General features: G+C 49.7%; 19 protein-coding genes. 10 read left to right on the top strand and 9 right to left on the bottom strand.

Going from position 1 to position 19,529, the window contains the following annotated elements; all coding sequences use genetic code 11:
• Positions 1 to 42: 42 nt before the first annotated feature.
• From lepB to J7619_RS18825, 7 genes are all read right to left on the bottom strand, one after another.
• A complete protein-coding gene (gene lepB / locus J7619_RS18855; protein WP_291201965.1) occupies positions 43 to 1,179 on the bottom strand; it encodes a signal peptidase I in 1,137 nt (378 codons plus the stop codon).
• A 24-nt stretch (positions 1,180 to 1,203) separates the two neighbouring features.
• The gene (gene dapB, locus J7619_RS18850; RefSeq protein WP_291201962.1) at positions 1,204 to 1,917 is read right to left on the bottom strand and encodes a 4-hydroxy-tetrahydrodipicolinate reductase; all 714 of its coding nucleotides are present in this window, start codon (positions 1,915 to 1,917) and stop codon (positions 1,204 to 1,206) included.
• Between the two features lie 34 nt (positions 1,918 to 1,951).
• Positions 1,952 to 2,647: a DUF5683 domain-containing protein gene (locus J7619_RS18845; protein ID WP_291201958.1), complete on the bottom strand. Its 696-nt coding sequence runs from the start codon at positions 2,645 to 2,647 to the stop codon at positions 1,952 to 1,954.
• Positions 2,648 to 2,650: 3 nt separating this feature from the next.
• Positions 2,651 to 3,568, bottom strand: a complete 918-nt coding sequence (locus J7619_RS18840) for a ParB/RepB/Spo0J family partition protein (RefSeq protein ID WP_291201955.1) — start codon at positions 3,566 to 3,568, stop codon at positions 2,651 to 2,653.
• Between the two features lie 21 nt (positions 3,569 to 3,589).
• Positions 3,590 to 4,375: a ParA family protein gene (locus J7619_RS18835; RefSeq protein ID WP_106595109.1), complete on the bottom strand. Its 786-nt coding sequence runs from the start codon at positions 4,373 to 4,375 to the stop codon at positions 3,590 to 3,592.
• Positions 4,376 to 4,539: 164 nt separating this feature from the next.
• On the bottom strand, positions 4,540 to 5,562 hold the full coding sequence (locus J7619_RS18830) for an SPASM domain-containing protein (RefSeq protein ID WP_291201949.1): 1,023 nt from the start codon (positions 5,560 to 5,562) through the stop codon (positions 4,540 to 4,542).
• 66 nt (positions 5,563 to 5,628) lie between these two features.
• On the bottom strand, positions 5,629 to 6,090 hold the full coding sequence (locus tag J7619_RS18825) for an Lrp/AsnC family transcriptional regulator (RefSeq protein ID WP_291201946.1): 462 nt from the start codon (positions 6,088 to 6,090) through the stop codon (positions 5,629 to 5,631).
• Between the two features lie 172 nt (positions 6,091 to 6,262).
• On the opposite strand from J7619_RS18825, the gene ald reads away from it, so the two are divergent.
• The 3 genes from ald to J7619_RS18810 all read left to right on the top strand — a co-directional run bounded on the left by ald (position 6,263) and on the right by J7619_RS18810 (position 10,209).
• Positions 6,263 to 7,375 (top strand): alanine dehydrogenase, encoded by a 1,113-nt coding sequence (gene ald, locus J7619_RS18820; RefSeq protein ID WP_291201943.1) that lies wholly within the window; start codon positions 6,263 to 6,265, stop codon positions 7,373 to 7,375.
• 444 nt (positions 7,376 to 7,819) lie between these two features.
• Positions 7,820 to 9,619: a DEAD/DEAH box helicase gene (locus tag J7619_RS18815; protein WP_291201940.1), complete on the top strand. Its 1,800-nt coding sequence runs from the start codon at positions 7,820 to 7,822 to the stop codon at positions 9,617 to 9,619.
• A gap of 65 nt (positions 9,620 to 9,684) precedes the next feature.
• Positions 9,685 to 10,209 carry a DinB family protein gene (locus tag J7619_RS18810; protein WP_291201937.1) on the top strand — a complete coding sequence of 175 codons (525 nt, stop codon included), beginning with the start codon at positions 9,685 to 9,687 and terminating at the stop codon, positions 10,207 to 10,209.
• 42 nt (positions 10,210 to 10,251) lie between these two features.
• On the opposite strand, the gene J7619_RS18805 is transcribed toward J7619_RS18810, so the two are convergent.
• A complete protein-coding gene (locus J7619_RS18805; protein WP_291201934.1) occupies positions 10,252 to 11,220 on the bottom strand; it encodes a zinc dependent phospholipase C family protein in 969 nt (322 codons plus the stop codon).
• Between the two features lie 411 nt (positions 11,221 to 11,631).
• Between J7619_RS18805 and J7619_RS18800 the strand changes: the two genes are divergently transcribed.
• Positions 11,632 to 12,036 (top strand): Dabb family protein, encoded by a 405-nt coding sequence (locus J7619_RS18800; RefSeq protein WP_291201931.1) that lies wholly within the window; start codon positions 11,632 to 11,634, stop codon positions 12,034 to 12,036.
• Positions 12,037 to 12,106: 70 nt separating this feature from the next.
• Here J7619_RS18800 and ung read toward each other — a convergent pair whose 3' ends face one another.
• Positions 12,107 to 12,772, bottom strand: coding sequence for a uracil-DNA glycosylase (gene ung, locus J7619_RS18795; RefSeq protein ID WP_291201928.1), 666 nt, complete (start codon positions 12,770 to 12,772; stop codon positions 12,107 to 12,109).
• A 107-nt stretch (positions 12,773 to 12,879) separates the two neighbouring features.
• Here ung and apaG point away from each other — a divergent pair, with 107 nt between their 5' ends.
• From apaG to J7619_RS18765, 6 genes are all read left to right on the top strand, one after another.
• Entirely contained in the window at positions 12,880 to 13,266 is a 387-nt protein-coding gene (gene apaG / locus J7619_RS18790; RefSeq protein ID WP_090386807.1) for a Co2+/Mg2+ efflux protein ApaG, read from the top strand.
• A gap of 41 nt (positions 13,267 to 13,307) precedes the next feature.
• On the top strand, positions 13,308 to 14,084 hold the full coding sequence (locus J7619_RS18785; RefSeq protein ID WP_291201925.1) for an O-methyltransferase: 777 nt from the start codon (positions 13,308 to 13,310) through the stop codon (positions 14,082 to 14,084).
• 109 nt (positions 14,085 to 14,193) lie between these two features.
• The gene (locus J7619_RS18780; RefSeq protein ID WP_291201922.1) at positions 14,194 to 15,174 is read left to right on the top strand and encodes a DUF2157 domain-containing protein; all 981 of its coding nucleotides are present in this window, start codon (positions 14,194 to 14,196) and stop codon (positions 15,172 to 15,174) included.
• Positions 15,171 to 16,313, top strand: a complete 1,143-nt coding sequence (locus tag J7619_RS18775; RefSeq protein WP_291201920.1) for a hypothetical protein — start codon at positions 15,171 to 15,173, stop codon at positions 16,311 to 16,313. The genes J7619_RS18780 and J7619_RS18775 overlap by 4 nt, the downstream gene beginning before the upstream one ends.
• Positions 16,314 to 16,370: 57 nt before the next feature.
• Positions 16,371 to 17,351 (top strand): glycoside hydrolase family 43 protein, encoded by a 981-nt coding sequence (locus tag J7619_RS18770; RefSeq protein WP_291201917.1) that lies wholly within the window; start codon positions 16,371 to 16,373, stop codon positions 17,349 to 17,351.
• Positions 17,352 to 17,481: 130 nt separating this feature from the next.
• Positions 17,482 to 19,398: a sialate O-acetylesterase gene (locus tag J7619_RS18765; RefSeq protein WP_291201913.1), complete on the top strand. Its 1,917-nt coding sequence runs from the start codon at positions 17,482 to 17,484 to the stop codon at positions 19,396 to 19,398.
• Positions 19,399 to 19,529: the final 131 nt, after the last annotated feature.

Here is a 19,529-nt window from a genome sequence, read left to right as displayed (position 1 = left end):
ACCTTTCAGTCCTTCCCTCTGTATGGATGCGATTCCAGATTCTTAGTTGATAACCCGGAAAATGCGGCTCCAACGAATTTTGTTAAAGAAGCTGGTCGGGTTCGGGTCAATGGACATCCAGACAAACACAGCCTTACCAACAATATGGTCCATTGGAACGAAACCCCAGTAGCGCGAATCGGCCGAGTTGTGGCGATTATCTCCCATCATAAAGTAATAGTCCTGCTTGAATGTGTAGCTGGTAATAACCTTCCCGCCCACTTTCACCGATTTTTCATCGACGACTACATCTTCGTTATCCTCGTAGTTCTTGATAACCGGGCCATACATTGCTACATTTTCAGGTGTGAGTTGTACGGTCATCCCTTCTTTGGGAACGGTAATCGGTCCATAATTATCGCGGTTCCATTTGAAAAGCGACGAATTGGGGTACAGCATCGGCTCGCTGATACCGTTATCCGTTTTCACCAGTGTAATGCTTTTCACGAAATCATAGGTTTTTAGCTTCGCAGCGATTTCCGTGGTCGTAAAAACCAGGTAGCCCATTTGCTCATTTCCTCTAATGGTGTCGTTCTCACCGTCGGTAAAAGCATTGTATTCCGAAATTCCGTTTTCACGGAACACCTTTTCTTCATTCACCGCAGTGGTAGTTGCCACAAAGTACTCATTCTCCATTCTCGGAGGATTTTCCATTGCCTGGCCGTTGGCGTATACCTGCAAATCGCGCACCTCTACCTTGTCGCCCGGGATACCCACGCAGCGTTTGATATAGTTGGTTTTCAGGTCAACCGGATGCTGCAATTCAGGCGGATAATTGAACACCACCACATCGCCCCTCTTCACTTCACTGAAACCCGGCAGGCGGTATTGCGGCAACTGGATCAGGCTGGTGTAAGAAGGAATGTTGGTTCCCCAGATCGTCTGGTGCGTGAGCGGAACCTGCAACGGCGTTTTCGGCGTACGTGTTCCATAATGCAGCTTGCTCACGAAAAGGAAATCGCCCACGAGCAGGCTGTTCTCCATCGATGGAGTCGGGATGGTAAATGCTTCAAAAAACAGCCAGCGGATCAAAGTTGCGGCGACTACCGCGAATAAAATGGAGTCGAACCACTCCCTTGCCGGTGACTTCTTCTTTTTGGATTCAACTGAACTGGAAGTCAACTCTTTATTAACAGCCATGCGATGATTGATAGTTAGAATACTTTAAATTTTGAGGAGGTCATTCATCCCGAACACTCCGAATTTGCCCGGAAGCCATTCGGCAGCTACTACCGCACCGAGCGCAAAACCCTGGCGATTATGGGCCGTGTGGGATATTTCGATGGTATCCACTTCCGATTCGTAACGAACAATGTGGGTACCAGGCACTTCCCCGCGGCGTTCGGCCAGGATTTGCAGATAACCTTCTTCATTTTCAGGAGCCAGCTTCCATCCGTCGACATTTCCCATTTCCTCGATAATGCCTTCTGCGAGCGTAATGGCCGTACCGCTTGGCGCGTCGAGTTTGTGAATGTGGTGAACTTCCGTCATCGAGCTCTGGTATTCGTGGCCGTTCATCAGCCGCGCCAGCATGCGGTTCAGCCGGAAAAACAGGTTGACGCCTATACTGTAATTGGAAGCGTAGAAAAACGAACCCGACTGGGCCTTGCAAAGCGCTTCCACTTCCGTGCGGCGGTCGAGCCAGCCCGTGGTGCCGCACACGATCGGCCAGCCTTTTTTGAGGCAGTAAATAATATTTTCAAATGCGGACTCTGGTGAGCTGAACTCGATGGCTACATCCACGTCGGCAGTTTGCAGCTTGTCCATATCCGCACGGTTTTGCACATCAATTTTCCCTACAATCGAATGTCCCCGTTCAATGGCAATCTGTTCGATCGTCTTCCCCATCTTTCCGTACCCCAGTAATAGTATTCTCATTAATCTGTTATTTGAAAATCAGTACTCTTTTAAATCACTTAAAATTGAACACCATGCGTAAACCCGGCGTAGGGGTCTGCATAGCGGGCTGGTTCAGTTTCGGGCTCACATTCAGGGTCAGGTCGTCCGAAAGGTCGAATGTCTTCAAATGCGCCGCCACATTGGCCTCGATGATCGACAATGTGTAAATCAGGCCCGTTACGATAATGGCAAAGCCACGGTTCCGGCGCCAGTAGTTCTTTTGCCGGACAATCTGGCTATGTGTCGCGTCCCGGTACTCGCTGCTCGTGTTCAGCAGGTTTCTGACCCTCACATTCACGGTGGCGTCGTCGCTTGCCAGTTCTTTTTTACGGTGTCCGTAATCCGGATCGTTCTTGTCCAGCACATAAAACGACTTATATGCATCGAGAAAATCGTGGTACTTGATCGTATTCAGGTAATAGGTATAAAGTCCTCCGCCGAATGCCAGGTATACGATAGGCGCCTTCCAGTAATCCCGGTTATAAATCTGCCCGGCGCCCGGTATCAATGCCAGCTTCGTAGCCGTTTTCGGCACCGGCATCCATTTCTTTTTAACGTTTTTTAACGAATCTGCCTGGGCCAGAGTAGTGCTGTCCAACGCGACAGCCGGCAATTTTTCGGTTTTCAGACTATCCTTTTTACCCTCTGTCTGTGCTGCAATCCGGCCTGAAACCAGCAAAATCAACCCTAACAATACCCAGTTTTTCAACGTTTACTTAAATTTCAGTGTTTCTAAAATCTTTTTCAGTTCGTCCTGAGAGCCAAAAGGGATCTTAATCTCACCCTTGTGCTGCTCATTGGCTTTTACCGATACTTTTGCCCCGAAATAGGACGAAAGCTGGAACTGTAACGACTTTATTTCCTGATTAATTGTCGGTTGTTTTTTCGACTCAATGGGGATATTACTCATCATTCCGAGCTTCCGTACCTCGTCTTCGACCTTCCTTACCGACCATCCTTCCTCGATGATCTGGTTGAAAATTTTCAACTGGCTCTGGTCGCTGTTGATCGTGATTAGCGCCCGGGCATGGCCCATACTGATCTTATCGTCGCGCAATGCCGCCTGGATCACCGGCGGCAATTTGAGTAAGCGGATATAGTTATTGACGGTCGTGCGGTTCTTGCCCACGCGCGCGCCGAGTTCTTCCTGTTTGAGGCTGCATTCAAGGATCAGTCGCTGGTAGCTCAATGCAATCTCGATCGCATTCAGGTTTTCGCGCTGGATGTTCTCGATGAGCGCCATTTCCAGCATCTGCTGGTCGTTGGCGGTACGAATGTAGGCCGGGATGGTGGTCATTCCGAGCGAGCGCGAGGCTTGCAAGCGACGTTCCCCGGAAATCAGCTGGTAGGAATCCTCCGAAAGCTGTCGTACGGTAATCGGCTGGATAATCCCCTGGACCCGGATCGAATCGGCAAGTTCTTCCAGTGATTCCTGGTCGAACTTCGTCCGGGGCTGGTAAGGGTTTGCCTCGATCTGGCTCACGTCGATCTCGTTCATCGAGCCGATGATTTCGGCTGGCGAAATGCGCGTGTTAGCCCTGGGCGTGTTGATTTTCTCGGAGTCTTGCAGAAGAGCGCCTAATCCTCTTCCCAGTCCGGTCATTTTTTTCGTCTTGCTGCTATTCTCCATTGCCTGTTCGTACTATCGTGATCAGTTCACCCTGTCGGAGAGCAAACCGTTTTTACTGAGAATCTCTCTTGCAAGGTTCAGGTAGCTAACGGCCCCTTTGCTGTCCGAATCCTGTGCCATGACAGGGATCCCGAAGCTCGGCGCCTCACTGATGCGTACGTTACGAGGGATAATGGTATTGAAAACAAGAGATTCGAAGTGATTGGTAACCTCGGTCACCACCTGGTTGGACAGACGCAGGCGGAGGTCGTACATCGTGAGCAGGATACCCTCGATGATCAGGTTGGTATTCAGTCGCGACTGAATGATCGTAATGGTATTCAACAGTTTACCCAAGCCTTCCAATGCGAAATACTCGCATTGCACGGGAATAATCACCGAGTCGGCTGCGGTAAGGCTGTTGATCGTGATAAGACCAAGCGAAGGAGAGCAGTCGATGATAATGAAGTCGTACTCATTACGCACCTCTTCGATAGCATCCTTCATCCGGTGTTCCCGGTTTTTAAGGTTAATCATTTCGATCTCCGCCCCTACCAGGTCGATATGCGACGGCAGCAGGTTCAGGTTGGGAAAATCGGTTTGCAGGATGATTTCCGAAGTCTTCGCCTGCTCCACCATGCATTCGTAAATGCTGTTCTCCATCTCCTGCGGATTGAAACCGAGCCCCGACGTAGAGTTGGCCTGCGGGTCGGCATCGATAATGAGTGTGCGGAATTCTAGCGCGGCCAAACTGGCCGCAAGGTTAATAGCAGTGGTGGTTTTCCCTACGCCTCCCTTTTGGTTTGCAATTGCAATTACTTTGCCCATGTATTCATTTGAGTTACCAATGTCAAATTTCTATTATTCGGGGCAATCTACCAAAAAATGTTCCACGGAGTTTTCAAGAAAACACCAAACTAGCTGATAATGAGATTTTTAAATGATATTATTATTTAATTAAAAATAATTTGGACTGAAAAAAGGCGAATGTTTCACGCCCACACCTGCGTTCCTTCCGTACAGTTCTTGCACATCTCTATCTCTGAACGAGATCGGATCAACGAAGCCCGGAAATCGCGGTACTTCTTCCCTTTCCAAAGCTGCCGGAACGTGGATGTTTTCATATCGCCCAGCTTGTACTCGGCGTCCTTGTCGAAACAGCACGGCACCACGGCACCGTCCCAGGTGATCACGCACGAGTGCCACATTTTCCAGCAGTGATCTACGAATTTGTTTTTGATGGAATACTTCCCGTCAGATTGCACCTGGTAGCGCGAGTATTTTTCAATGGTAGGGATCAGGTCGGAACCTTCTTCGTAATCGTAAATCTGCGCAGTTTTCAGGCCTACTTCATCCACGCCCATTTCCTCGGCCAGCTTTTTCACATCTTCAATCTGATGCTCATTGGGCTTTACGACGAGAAACTGGAATATCACATGCGGCGTCGCAGATTTAAGCTCCTTCTTCCATTTAATGATGTTGCGCGTTCCTTCCAGTACTTTTTCAAGGTTTCCACCGACGCGGTATTGCTGGTAAACGTCCTGCGTGGTACCATCAATAGAAATGATCAGTCGGTCAAGACCCGATTCCACCGTTTTGCGCGCTTTCTCGTCGGTGAGGTAATGCGCATTAGTGGAAGTGGCCGTGTAAATGCCCTTCTTATGCGCATACTGGACGAGTTCGAAGAATTTGGGGTGGAGATAGGGCTCGCCCTGAAAGTAGAATATCAGGTATAATAAAGTATCCGCGAGCTCGTCGATGGTTCTTTTATATAACTTTTCTTCCATCATTCCCGTCGGTCGCGTGAACGAGCGGAGGCCGCTGGGGCATTCGGGGCAGCGTAGGTTACAGGAAGTAGTCGGCTCGAAAGAAATCGCGATCGGCATTCCCCAGTGCACCGGGTTACCCGTCATTTTGGAATAAAAATAGCTTCCCAATATCTGCATCGCATTCCACGCCCGCTTCGGCGTCACTTTCGACATCAGGTTCAGGCCATCCTTAAAATTCTTGTTCATATGCTGTGCATTCATCGATCAGCGCGCGCCTACCGGCCTGATGATCAGTTTAAATAGCGTTGATAATTACAATACAGCGATTCCGGTGGTGTACTTGATTTCGGAAATTACGAAATAACTGCTGATGTGTAACACGCTCGACAGGGCAGAAAGTTTATGCTGGTAAAACTGATTGTAAGCCTCGCCATCCTCGACGACCACTTTCAGCATGTAGTCGAAGTTACCCGACACGACCGAGCATTCGAGCACTTCGGGCATTTTTACAATGGCCTGATTGAAGTCCTCGAAGCTCTCTTTCCGCTGTTTATCCAAAGTAACATTGCAGTAAACCACCAGACTTTTCCCCAACTTCCGACGGTTCAACAGGCACACATATTTATCGATAAACCCTTCTTTTTCAAGCTTTCGGATACGCTCATGCACGGGCGTGACTGACAAATTGATCTTGCTCGCGATCTCCTTGATCGTCATTTGGGCATTCTGCTGCAACAAATCCAGGATTTTTCGGTCGGTCAGGTCGGGTTGCATAAAGTATTTTTTGTGGCTGAACGTAGGCTGTGAACGTTCCCGGCAGGAATTTTTCTTATCAATGAGATCAAAAATAGTTTTCTTTTCTGTCTTTTTTAGCCCTCATAGTATGTTTTTCTGCCAAAAATTAATTTTGACCCATTAATCTAAACTATAAACACTACACATACCGATGATCATTGGTGTCCCAAAAGAAATCAAGAACAACGAAAACCGGGTAGCTTTAACGCCCGCAGGAGTCACAGAGCTGCGTAAGCACGGACACGCGGTGTACGTGCAGACAGAAGCGGGCAAAGGCAGCGGGTTTACCGACGAACAATACACACAAGCCGGAGCAAGCATTCTCCCAACCATCGAAGAAGTTTACGGCATCGCCGAAATGATCATTAAAGTAAAGGAGCCCATTGAGAGTGAATATCCGCTCATTAAAGAAAATCAGCTCCTCTTCACCTACTTCCACTTCGCTTCCTCCGAGCCCCTCACCCACGCCATGATCGGGCGCAAGGCAGTCTGCCTCGCCTACGAAACCGTCGAAAAAACAGACAGAAGTCTCCCGCTTCTCGTTCCGATGAGCGAAGTAGCAGGCCGTATGGCCATACAGGAAGGAGCCAAATACCTCGAAAAACCGATGGGCGGATTTGGCATCCTGCTCGGCGGCGTGGCGGGTGTGAAACCGGCGAATGTACTCGTCCTCGGCGGCGGCATTGTAGGAACACAATCGGCGAAAATGGCGGCAGGACTTGGGGCCAACGTTACGATCATGGATATCAGTCTGGCGCGACTCCGTTACCTGGAAGACATTATGCCGGCCAATGTGGACACGGTCATGTCCAACGAATACAACATCCGCGAGCTGATCCAGGGTGCGAACCTGATCATCGGCGGCGTGCTGATCCCCGGTGCCAAAGCGCCATCGCTCATTACCCGCGATATGCTCAAACTGATGAAGCCCGGTACAGTGATGGTGGACGTAGCTATTGACCAGGGCGGATGTTTCGAAACTTCGAAAGCTACCACACACGAACATCCGATCTACGAAGTCGACGGCGTGGTGCATTACTGTGTAGCCAACATGCCGGGCGCGGTACCTTACACCTCCACGCTGGCGCTCACCAATGCAACCCTCCCATATGCATTGCAATTGGCTAACCAGGGCTGGAAACAGGCTTGTTCGTCCAACGAGGAGCTACGCAAAGGCTTGAATGTCGTTCACGGAAAAGTAGTATTTAAAGGTGTTGCCGAAGCATGGCATTTACCTTATACGGACGTCAAAGAATTATTCTGAATCAGCAAACCTGACTAGATAAACCCGGCCATTTTTAATGCGCCGGGTTTTTGTTTTCTAAAAATATTACAATTACTTTCTTCAAAGCATTGCGATTACCAATTATTGTTCTTACTTTTGCGTCACGATTTGAAGGAACATCCGTTCGCTTCTCTGCTCATAAACGGTCTAGTACATTTATAGATCACCTGCCAGCCTCAAAATTTGTCCCGGCTGGACCTACCGTTCACACGCAGAGCCCCACGGATGGTTAGTGGTGGGCTTTGTGCAATCCCTTTCAATTATTTACGATTACAGCCGGAATGCCGGCGATATGGTCCGATTTCAGTCGGAACTAATGCATTTGCTGGGCTCGTCCCGCAGGATCATTGTGTTGTTTCCAGCCATCATCGCCCCTCTTCCGCAAAACCGTTCAATTCAAGAATTAATACTAAAAGCAATAGAATGACTACTGAAACTTTTCAAACTTTCGAAGAGCTTGGACTCAACGAAAACATCCTGAAAGCCTTGCAAGAAATGGGTTTTGAAAAACCCTCACCGATACAGGCACAGGGAATCCCGGCAGTTTTGCAGGGCTCTGACGTAATTGGTCAGGCTCAGACCGGTACCGGTAAAACTGCGGCATTCGGTATTCCCGTGCTGGAAAGAATAGATCCATCTGTTAATGCAGTTCAGGCCCTGATCCTTTGCCCTACCCGTGAATTGGCGGTGCAGGTATCGGAAGAACTCGGCCGTCTGTCCAAATTTATGCGTGGCGTACGCATCGAAGCCATCTACGGTGGCGACTCGATCGACCGTCAGATCCGCTCTTTGAAAAAAGGGGTACATATAGTAGTAGGAACTCCGGGCCGTGTAATGGACCACATGGAGCGCCGCACCCTGAAATTCGACGAAGTACGCATGATGGTACTCGATGAGGCTGACGAAATGCTCGATATGGGCTTCCGTGAGGACATCGAAAGCATCCTGGCCGACATGCCGGAAGATCGTCAGACGATCCTTTTCTCGGCAACCATGTCGAAGCCGATCATGTCGATCACCAAGCGCTTCCTGAACGACCCTACCCTGATCAAAGTCGTTCGCAACGAGCTGACCAACCAGAATATCGAGCAGGTTTACTTCGAGGTGAAGCCACAGGCGAAAGTCGAGGTAATGACCCGTCTGATCGATATGTACCACATCAAATCCCTACTGGTTTTCTGTAACACCAAACGTAAGGTGGACGAGATCGTCGAAGACCTGCAATTGCGTGGTTATGCATCGGAAGGCATCCACGGCGATCTCCGCCAGCAGCAACGCAGCAATGTAATGAGCAAATTCAAGGCAGGTGTTACTACTATCCTTGTTGCTACCGACGTTGCAGCGCGTGGTATCGACGTAAGCGGCCTGGATGGCGTGATCAACTACGACATTCCGATGGACGAAGAATATTACGTACACCGTATCGGTCGTACCGGCCGCGCAGGAATGTCCGGTAAGGCGTTCTCCCTTGTGGCACGTGACGAAAAGTACCGTCTGAAATCCATTGAAGGTTATACCAAAGTTAAAATCGAAAAAGGGGTTATTCCTTCATTCGAAGATATCGTGGGCGTTCGCAAGGCTCGTTTTGTGGAGAATATTTCAAATTCCATCAAAGACAGCAACGACGAAGAACTGTACAACGACGTACTCGAAATGCTGCACCACAGCGGTTTCTCTACCGAGCAAATCGTTGGCGCAATGGCGAAGCAGATCATGGGTGTTCAGAAAAACGAGTACTCCGACAGCAACCTGGCATGGGAAGAGCGTCGCAGCGACCGTCGTGAAGGTGGTAACGACCGTTTCGGTGACGACCGCCGCGGCCGTGGCGATCGTCGTGAAGGCGGCCGCTTTGGCGAACGTCGTGAAGGTAGCCGTTTTGGCGACCGTGGTGGTGATCGCGGTGGCGACCGTTATGCACCACGCGGCGAGCGCGGTGACCGTGGCGAAAGAGGTGATCGCGGCGAACGTCGCCAATCGACTCCTGAGCCAGGTATGACCCGTTTGTTCCTGAGCCTTGGCCGTAAAGACCACATTATGCCGAAAGACATCGTGGGAGCTATTGCCGGCGAAGCCAACATTCCGGGCAAGACCATCGGTGCGATCGACATTTATGACAAATTCACGTTTGTAGACGTGCCTGAGCGCGATGCGCGCGCGGTATTGCGTGCGATGGATGGCAACACCATCAAAGGCAAGCCGGTGCAAATCGACATTGCAAAATAAATTCTGACAACAATTAGTGCGATAGGGGGCTTGTAAAAAGGCCCCTTTTTCGTTTATTTTCAGCCATGCAAAACAACGACCAACTCGAAGTATGGCTCCGCGGGCCGCTTCCCGAAATACCCGATCTGCTACAACCTGTTGCGCATGCATTGTTACAGGCGCGTGAAGAACTAGGCATATTCACCCACACATTCCCTTCGAAATTGCTTTGGGAAAAACCGGCCAACGTCGCATCGGTGGGCTTCCATTTACAGCACCTCGCCGGCGTGCTCGACCGCCTGTTCACGTACGCGCGGGAGGAGTCCCTGAGCGAAAGCCAAATGGCATTTCTGAAAGGTGAAGGCCAGGAGCCGTTTGAAGACTGCACCTACAACCATTTACTGGACCAGTTCAGCAGCCAACTCGAAATAGCATTAAAGCAACTCCGCGAAACCAATCCGGATACATTAACCGAAATCCGCTACGTAGGCCGCGCGATGGTGCCTTCTACACATTTAGGATTGCTTTTTCATGCCGCCGAGCACACGCAACGACATGTCGGCCAGTTGCTCGTCACCGCTAAAATACTGATCACCAATCACGCACACTAGTACCCCGGAATGACTTGCTACCACCCGATCATATCAGGACCATTAATTATCGGGTTCCGGCCGCACATTCAGAAGCCGCTGTAACCAGGTTTGCTGCCCGGCGGCTTCGGCGTCTTGCTCCGGTTGATCGGGCCCGGCATCAGCCAACAGGCCCAGATCCGGCTGTCCGGCATCGATCCAGCAGGTATACCAGATGTCACTCACCATTTGCACGGAAGCCCGCATTCTCCTTTCCACCTGCCCGGCAAGCATGCGATGATACTTTTCGGAAAATTCGCGCGAATGCAGCCTGGTAAGCACATTGTTCCTCAGCTCGAAGCTGTACTTTTTATCGGTTTTGAATCCTTCCGTCAGTTGCTTTTCAAACAACAGCACCGAATCCATGGCCGCATGCGAGCCTTCGACAACCTTCCATATATCCCGCGCAATGTCCTTTCGATAAGCCACCGGCCCCAGCCACATCTCATAATCTTCCGCAAACAACTCCGGCAGCCTCGATTCCCAGAAACCGTGAATGCCCTCCTGACCTGTAAGCTGGCCATTGTAGTTGCGCGTGGTGTGTAGCGGCACATGGGCATCGGCAATGTAATGCCCGATGTCCGCCGAAATACGGAGAATGCGGGAAACATTCTTGTCTTTGAATGCGACTGTGAGTTGGGAAGCAGCTGTTTGAACATGCCACGGCACAATACCGTGTTTGCGCAGGCTGTCTTCTCCTATTTTCTGCACTGCGGCCTGCCAATGTTTGGGAAGCAATGCAAGCGCGCTGTCGCCATACACATCCAGGTCTATAAAATGCCGCTCCGCTTCCCCTACCACGGCATACCGCCGCTTGTCTGGATTAACAGCATTCTCCGACAGGTAGTCGATGTACTTTTTATAGAAAACCTGCATTTCTACCGGCAGCCTGAAAACCGCCAAACGGTTGATCCGCTTATGCGCCCAGAAGCCCCAATGGCCTTTTGCACCGCTTTGAAGCAGCAAAAACAGGGCAAGCAGGCTGAAATTCAACGCATTTTTGAAAAAAAATCGATTTTTTTCAGATTTTTTTTCCCGTGAAAGGATAAATGACGCCATACAATCTTCGGAAGGTGTTTTTAACAGTTTTTACACCTGTTGAGACGTCATTTGCAAAAAAAGGTAACAAAAACCGGCCTTTTTGAAACTTGTTTTTCCCAAACGGCAATTTTTTACTTCCGAACGACCCGATAGCTACCTGAGGGACAGCATTATTAGAAAATTTTACAAAAAATTACCCTCAGAATAATATTTCGAAAAGTAGATTTCCGATGGTTGTTTCTTTTCTTATTTATTAAATTTTCAAAATTATTTATATTTAATATCCAAATAATACAATAATCGATTTATATTTTACCTTTGTAGCAAGAGAAATAGATAATTGCATTTATTGAATTTGCTATAATGAAGACGAGAAATAAAACATTAGGATATTTAGTCCCCATTTTCGCGCTTTGCGTGTTCATGCTGGTTATTTACGGCGCTTACGTGCCACACAAACCGGCCGAAATTCAGCGAGTGGTTTGTATCAAGTTTAAACCTGGTACCACTCCTCAGGAAGTTGAAAAACACCTGCGCGATTTTGCGACAATGAAAAAAGCAGTAAAAGATGTCGTAGCCTACTCGGCCGGGCATGTGCAGAAGTCGGGCAACAACGGTGAGCAGTTTGATGTGATCCACTACCTGACTTTCCGTACCAACGAAGCTGCCCAGGAATACACATTGAATGCCGACAGGGTCGCATTTGTGAAGGCCAACGAAGGTCACTGGGACAAAGTGTTGGAGATGAATTCCAACATCGAGAAGTAATTAATAATAGTAATAGGAGTGAAAATCTTAAAGAGAGCCGGGCATCCCGGCTCTCTTTTTATTTGCACGATTACCAGTTGATCGGGTCGAGGCCCTTGCTTTCCAGGTATTGATTAGCCTTACTGAAATGCTTTGTCCCAAACCATCCGCCGCCATTGGCCGACATTGGCGAGGGATGCTTGGCTTTCAGCACACAATGCTTCGAAGCGTCGATCACCGCCCCTTTCTCCTGCGCGTACCTGCCCCACAGCATGAAAACGACATGGCTTTTTTCGTCGGAAACGCATTTGATCACAGCATCGGTGAAACGCTCCCAGCCTTTGCCCTGGTGCGAACCGGCAGAGGCTGCCTGCACGGTTAATGTCGCATTTAAAAGCAGGACGCCTTGCCTGGCCCAACGTTCCAGGTTGCCCGATTGCGGGAACGGTTTACCCAGGTCCTGCTGAATTTCCTTGAAAATGTTGATCAGTGAAGGCGGCATCCGCACGCCATCGTTCACCGAGAAGCAAAGGCCATGCGCCTGGCCGGGACCGTGGTAGGGATCCTGTCCAAGAATTACCACTTTGCATTCGTCGAAGCTGCAATAATTAAATGCGTTGAATATCTGTTTGGCAGGCGGAAATATCTGTTTGGTCCGGTATTCTTCCCTTACAAAAGCCGTGAGCGAGGCGAAATACGGCTTCTCAAACTCGGGGGCGAGCCGCTCTTTCCACGACTGCTCAATTTTTACATCCATGCTGTTGAATTTGTTTTGGAAAACCAAATTATGTGTTTTTTGATTTGGTTTTATCAGCAATTGATTACTATTTTCGTTCCTATTACTTTCCAACACCCTCGATCTATATGGTTTCCAAAGTTACAGATGGTGTCAAAGTCACCGTTTTGACGGAATATCAGCCCGATTACTCCAATCCGGGTCAGGATCACTTTGTGTTCACGTACAAGATTCTGATTGAGAACCATAGTGAGCACACTGTCAAGCTGTTGAGAAGGCATTGGCTCATTTACGACGCCAATGGAACCGTGCGCGAGGTAGAAGGAGCGGGTATTGTGGGGCTTCAACCCGTGTTGGAACCCGGCGATGTCCATGACTATGTATCGGGATGCAACCTGCGCACCGACATGGGCAAAATGGCCGGTACCTATCTCATGGAACGTGTCCTGGACGGCCGGCAGTTTCGCGTCGTAATTCCCGCATTTTCGCTCGTCGCCCCCTATCGCCTCAACTGAATCACCCGCCGGGTAACGGCCCATTCTAAAATTCCATTGCATTGATTGCTGCTTATATCAAGTACCTTTTGCGCTCCGGAAACGAGCATTCTATCCATTCCCCATTTCTGTTCGAGCTTTATAACAATGTGATCGCCGTCCGGAAGGACGATAATCCCGAATATGAAGCCATCCGCTCGCTGCGCAAAGAACTACTGCGTTCGGACGAGCAAATTGAAATCCTGGACCTGGGTGCGGGCTCGCGTGTAAACAAATCCAACCTGCGCAAGATCAGCACGATCGCAAAAAACGCAGAAAAGCCCGCTAAATTCGGCCGGCTTTTTTACCGGCTAATCCGGCGTTTCCAACCGGCAACCATTCTGGAACTCGGGACCTCATTGGGGTTGACTACCTTATATATGTCCAAAGCCAAGCCCGATGCGCAGCTGATCACTTTCGAGGGCTGCCCGCAAACGGCCGCGAAGGCGCAGCAGCATTTCCAGCGTCAGCATGCGGATCATATCGAAGTCGTGCTGGGCAATATCGACGAGACCCTGCCCAGGCGTCTCGAAGCGCTCGACCGTCCTATCGATTTTGCTTATTTCGACGCCAACCACCGCTACGAGCCTACGGTACGCTATTTCGAACAGTGCCTTCCGCATGTTCAGAACGGCTCGTTGTTCATTTTTGACGACATATACTGGTCTGATGAAATGACCAGGGCGTGGGAATATATCAAGGCACACCCGCAGGTAACTGTCACGGTCGACCTTTTCTGGATCGGCCTTGTGTTCTTTCGAAGCGAGCAGGTAAAAGAGGATTTCACCCTGCGCTTCTAAATATTGTGCCGTTAGATATTCCAATGCCCCTTTAAATAATTCAAAAAGCGAAGCGAAGCGTGGTTCATGGCAAAGTTTGTTAACTTTACCTTCCCTCGTCTCAGTTTCCATGACCACAAAATCAATTCTTAATTCCCTGACAAGCAAGGGAATTATTTCCGACCAGCAGGCCGACACCATCGCTTCTTTTGAAGACGAACAGGCCTTTTCCATTCACTGGGAACTACGATCGGTACTCTATTTGGGTATCCTGCTTTTCAGCTCCGGTGCCGGTATGCTCATTTACGAAAACATCGATACGATCGGCCATCAGGTGATCATTGCAGTTATTGCGCTCATTACGGCGGGTTGTTTTTACTATACTTACAAAAACAGCCTGCCCTATTCACACGAGCAGGTTTCGAACCCGAATAAGCTGATCGATTACGTGCTGCTGCTGGGCTGTTCTACATTTTTGGGGCTTGAAGGTTACCTGCAATACCAGTACAACCTTTTCGGTACCCGGTACGGCCTGGCGGTCATCATTCCCACCATTGTTTTCTTCCTCTGCGCTTACCGTTTCGACCACCGAGGCGCATTGTCCATGGCCATTACCGGGCTGGCCTCGTGGCTCGGGCTTACCATCGCCCCGCTTTCGGTACTGGCCGACAACGATTTTTCGGATGGCAAACTGATCATTCCTGCCATTGCACTCGGAGCCGTGCTTACGGCCGTCGGCTGGATTTCGGAAGAGCAAAACATCAAAAAACATTTTGCATTCACCTATATGCTGATGGGCGGCAACCTGGCTTGTATCGCGGCGCAGATCGGGCTGTTCAGCCATAGCCCTAAAATCCTCTATTTCCTCATTGGCATCGGGCTTTGCTGCTTCTTTATTTACCGCGCGCGACATGCACAATCGCTACTGTTCCTGCTGATGGGCACCGTTTATAGTTACAGTATCATTACCTACACCATTTTCGACAACCTCGGAGCCGATGCTGCATTTGGGTTGAGTATATTCTACTTCTTCTTTTCGAGCATTGGCGTGATTTACTTCCTGTTAAACTTTAAAAAATTCCTTGGGATTAAATCGGGGGTCAAAAAATGAAAAAGGCATACAACGAAACCTGGGTCGAAAACCTGCACATTCAACGCCAGGCCGCAATATGGAAATCAAAAAACCTTCTGACCGGCCAGCAGGAAGAGGAGGTAAAAGCGCAATTTCCCGAGAGATTTTACCGCCCCGGCATATTTGTCAAGATCGGACTCTTCCTTTTTGGCGTACTCGCATGCTCGTTTTTTGTCGGGTTTCTGTCGCTATTCACCTTTGATACACGCTCCGAAGCAGGGTTTTCGACATTGAGCCTGATCTGCTGCGCGTGCTTTGTTTTCACTTTGGAGTATTTAATCAAAACCAAAAACCTATTTCACTCGGGCGTCGACAATGCATTGCTATATGCGGCCATTATTGCCGCAATGGTACCTGTATTCCTGCTTTTTGAACACGCGCCGGTTTGGGCATACTGCCTGATTGCACTTGCTATCGTTGTCCCGGCCACCCTGCGCTATGCCGATCTGCTGAGTCCGGTAGCGATTTTTGGCCTGATATTCACGATCATGGCCGAATTAATGATGAAATTCCCGCTAGGCAAAGCCCTGTTGCCCTTTGCGGTGATGCTATTATCCGGGGTAATTTATGCGCTGGCCCGCAAAAACAAAGACATTTACTATCACGAATGCCGCCAGATTCTCGAAGTATTGGCTCTGGTCACCTTCTATCTCGGCGGAAATTACCTGGTGGTCAGAGAGCTGAATGCATTGATCAGCGATCTGAACGTGTCGGTGGCCCCGCAAATCGCATTCGCCCCGCTGTTCTACTTTTTCACATTCATTGTACCGGTATCCTACGTATTTTTTGGGTTAAAAAGGGCGGACCGCATCCTATTCATTATCGGATTGATAGCCTTTGCTTTCTCTGTTTATACCTACAAGCATTATTTCGGAATACTACCCGTATCGCAAGGGCTCGTACTCGTTGGCTCGCTGATGATCGCGGCGGCGATAGCGCTGATCAAATATCTGCACACGCCTAAACGTGGTATTTCCGACGAGCAAGACCGTAAAAACAGCCTGGAAAACCTGCAAGCGGTCATTGCCGCCCAACAGCTGGGTGCAACGCCAGCCAGCCGCGGGCTCGAATTCGGAGGTGGTACATTCGGCGGAGGAGGCGCTGGCGAGGCTTATTAATCAAACAAAAATTTAGATCTTGCAGCGGTTACATTACCTATCACCGAAACTTTGATCATGAAAAAATTGCTTGCCCTGACACTCCTAACCACTTGCTATTACCATACTTTCGCTCAAACCGCCGCGCAGCGGACCAGCGGTAACCCCGTCTTTCCGGGCTGGTATGCCGATCCCGAAGGTATCATTTTCAACAAGACATTCTGGATCTACCCTACCTATTCGGCGCCTTACAACAAGCAGGTGCATATGGATGCGTTCTCGTCCAAAGACCTGGTAACCTGGGAGAAGCATTCCGGTATTATCGACACGTCGGCCGTTAAATGGGCCAAGCGCGCGATGTGGGCGCCGTCGATCATCGAAAAAGACAAAAAATACTATCTCTTTTTCGGCGCCAATGATATTCAGAACGACAACGAAAAAGGAGGCATCGGCGTGGCGGTCGCAGATCGCCCCGAAGGCCCGTTCAAGGATTACCTGGGCAAACCGCTCATCGACAAGTTCCATAACGGCGCCCAGCCGATCGACCAGTTTGTTTTCAAAGACAAAGACGGCCAGCATTACCTGTTTTACGGCGGCTGGAAGCATTGTAACGTAGCCAAACTGAAAGGCGATTTTACCGGTTTCGTTCCATTTGAAGATGGCACGACATTCCGCGAAATCACGCCGGAAGGATACGTGGAAGGGCCTTTCATGTTTATCCGCAACGGTAAATACTATTTCATGTGGTCGGAAGGCGGCTGGACAGGCCCTAACTACTCCGTGGCCTATGCCATTGCCGATTCGCCGTTCGGGCCGTTCAAGCGTGTAGGTAAAATCCTGCAACAGGACCCCGCGGTGGCAACCGGCGCAGGGCACCATTCGGTAATCCAGGTTCCGGGCAAAGACGAATGGTATATTGTTTACCACCGCCGCCCATTGACAGAAACGGACGGTAATCACCGCGAAACTTGTATAGACGTCATGTCTTTCGATGAAAAAGGGATGATCAACCCTGTGAAAATCACACGGGAAGGGGTCAAACCTGTTCGATTAAAATAAATTACTAAACCCTGTGCTGAAAACTCTCCTCCCTAGGCTCTCCAAAAGGACCGCCACACACTTCTTGTTATTATCCGCCATAACGATACTATCAGTTACTTCTGGCATCGCGCAGCGTTTTAACCCGGTAATGTTCAGCAAGTTGCCGCAGGATTACCAGCTTTACCCGCGGGATGGTGCCAGCGAGGCACGCGTGCCCATAGCAGGCGTTGTGGATGCGGCAGACTGGGAATACGTGTCGGTGCAGGTATTGCGGGACGGCCAACTGTATCAATACCGGCGGGCAAATATTCAGTACCGGGCCAATGCGAAAGGTAATTTCAGTACCGAGGCGAAGATCAAAGCCGAACGGGCGAACTATGATTTCAAGGTTTTTCTTTGCAGAGACGCCGACTCGACGCTGCTCGTTACCCGCAACCGGGTGGTGAGCGGCGATGTCTATATTTTGTCGGGACAATCCAATTCCACCGGTTTTTTCGGAGAAGGCGATACGAGCATGTTTTGCAGGACGTTCGGGAAAATCACCGACAACCTCAACAACGCCAGCTATGATGCGGCCGACACCCTCTGGGCACTTTCCAACATGCATTCCTACAACAACGGTGTCGGAACGATGGGGCTTGAAATTCAGAAGCAGCTCATAGAAAAGTCGGGGGTTCCCAACTGCCTTATCAATGCCGGCTACCACTGGTCTTCGGCCTATTCGCATTCAATACGGACGGAAAGCAACCCCACCGATTTCACCAACGGCTATGGAAGGATGTTGTATCGCGCCCGGAAAGCCGGCGTCGCCGACGCGGTGAAAGCATATATTTTCAGACAGGGTGAAAGCGAGGCATATGGCGAAGGAGGCAATTGGGAAGGTCATTTCGATGTTTTGTACAAAAACCTGAAAATGGATTTCCCCAATTTGCAAAAGTTGTATGTTTTTCAGATTGACATTATCTACCATTCTTCGCTGATAGGCGTTCTGATACGGGACTACCAGCGGCGACTGCCGGCCATGTACCCCGACATTACGAGCATCGCGACTGTCGGCACCACCGGTTTCGACGGCCTGCACTACAACCGGGAAGGCAATAAACAAAGCGGCTTTGAACTTTCGCGCCTGATGCTCCGTGATTTTTACGCATCCGGTGATACAGTCAATATCACCTCTCCCAATCTCAAAAAGGCATTTTACAATTCTGCCGAAAAGAAAAACCTGACGCTTGTGTTCGACGAAGGCCAGGAATTGAAATATCCTGAAACCTACAAACACCCGGGCGGTGCGGTACTGGATTTGAAAGACCTTTTCTACCTCGACCATCAGGCCGGCGCTGTGACAGGCGGGAAAGCGGAAGGTAACCGGGTTATTCTCGACCTGAAAGCTCCGCAAAATGCCGCAACGCTTAACTACCTTCCGCCGTACGTTGAAAAAGAGAGCCCGTATCATCCTTTCACCGGTCCATACCTCGCCAATGCGAAGGGAATGCGCGCGTTTACTTTCTTCAATGTGCCCATTGCTAATGCGTTAGCGGCAACCACGCTTACCGCACGGAATGGAGAAAAAGGCGATATCAGGCTTTCGTGGCAGCCGGTTACCGGCGCTAAGGGCTACATGCTGGAACGCAGGACCGGCGATGTCACTGGCTACACCCCGGTGGCCCAGGTAGGGAGTGGAACCGTGGAATGGCTTGATCAACCCGGAGAATCGGCCGTTCCTATTATGTATAGGCTGATTGCCGTTAACGACGTGGCCGAATCCGCGCCCGCCTACGCGGAAGTAGCACCTACGTTGATTTTGGGCGCGGAGCAGGGCCGTGACGCACTTTTTGAAATATTTCCAAACCCGGCCCTGCGCGGGGAAGAGGTAACCATTAATTTTGCCAGGCCGCAATCAGGAACTATTAGCCTGATGGGCCTGAATGGCCAATATTTAATGGATCGGAATGTCTCAGGTAGTCCGAAGACCTCCTTCATGATTCCGAAACAGCTTTCGGGAATGCATTTGATCCGGTTTGAATCCAATGGCAAAATTTTCACTAAAAAACTATGGGTCAGATAATTTGAACATATAATAGTAAGCGTTGTTAATATTGGAATCCCGGACAGGGGCAACCACCTGCACATCTTCCTGACCGTCCATCGGAAATTCCCGGAATGGAACTCTATTCGGGGAATTCTTACAGGTATTTT

Origin of the sequence: Dyadobacter sp., from assembly GCF_017744695.1 — a bacterium.
In the GTDB taxonomy this organism is placed as follows: domain Bacteria; phylum Bacteroidota; class Bacteroidia; order Cytophagales; family Spirosomataceae; genus Dyadobacter.
The sequence above is the reverse complement of the archived record's forward strand: the minus strand, read 5'-3'. Positions and strand labels throughout refer to the sequence as shown.

Coding starts and splice junctions, on each gene's coding strand:
- ald (WP_291201943.1), top strand. CDS start 6,263: ATGATCATTGGTGTCCCAAAAGAAATCAAGAACAACGAAAACCGGGTA.
- J7619_RS18810 (WP_291201937.1), top strand. CDS start 9,685: ATGCAAAACAACGACCAACTCGAAGTATGGCTCCGCGGGCCGCTTCCC.
- J7619_RS18825 (WP_291201946.1), bottom strand. CDS start 6,090: ATGCAACCCGACCTGACCGACCGAAAAATCCTGGATTTGTTGCAGCAG.
- J7619_RS18815 (WP_291201940.1), top strand. CDS start 7,820: ATGACTACTGAAACTTTTCAAACTTTCGAAGAGCTTGGACTCAACGAA.
- lepB (WP_291201965.1), bottom strand. CDS start 1,179: ATGGCTGTTAATAAAGAGTTGACTTCCAGTTCAGTTGAATCCAAAAAG.
- J7619_RS18780 (WP_291201922.1), top strand. CDS start 14,194: ATGACCACAAAATCAATTCTTAATTCCCTGACAAGCAAGGGAATTATT.
- apaG (WP_090386807.1), top strand. CDS start 12,880: ATGGTTTCCAAAGTTACAGATGGTGTCAAAGTCACCGTTTTGACGGAA.
- J7619_RS18840 (WP_291201955.1), bottom strand. CDS start 3,568: ATGGAGAATAGCAGCAAGACGAAAAAAATGACCGGACTGGGAAGAGGA.
- J7619_RS18800 (WP_291201931.1), top strand. CDS start 11,632: ATGAAGACGAGAAATAAAACATTAGGATATTTAGTCCCCATTTTCGCG.
- ung (WP_291201928.1), bottom strand. CDS start 12,772: ATGGATGTAAAAATTGAGCAGTCGTGGAAAGAGCGGCTCGCCCCCGAG.
- J7619_RS18830 (WP_291201949.1), bottom strand. CDS start 5,562: ATGAACAAGAATTTTAAGGATGGCCTGAACCTGATGTCGAAAGTGACG.
- J7619_RS18775 (WP_291201920.1), top strand. CDS start 15,171: ATGAAAAAGGCATACAACGAAACCTGGGTCGAAAACCTGCACATTCAA.
- dapB (WP_291201962.1), bottom strand. CDS start 1,917: ATGAGAATACTATTACTGGGGTACGGAAAGATGGGGAAGACGATCGAA.
- J7619_RS18770 (WP_291201917.1), top strand. CDS start 16,371: ATGAAAAAATTGCTTGCCCTGACACTCCTAACCACTTGCTATTACCAT.
- J7619_RS18765 (WP_291201913.1), top strand. CDS start 17,482: ATGTTCAGCAAGTTGCCGCAGGATTACCAGCTTTACCCGCGGGATGGT.
- J7619_RS18835 (WP_106595109.1), bottom strand. CDS start 4,375: ATGGGCAAAGTAATTGCAATTGCAAACCAAAAGGGAGGCGTAGGGAAA.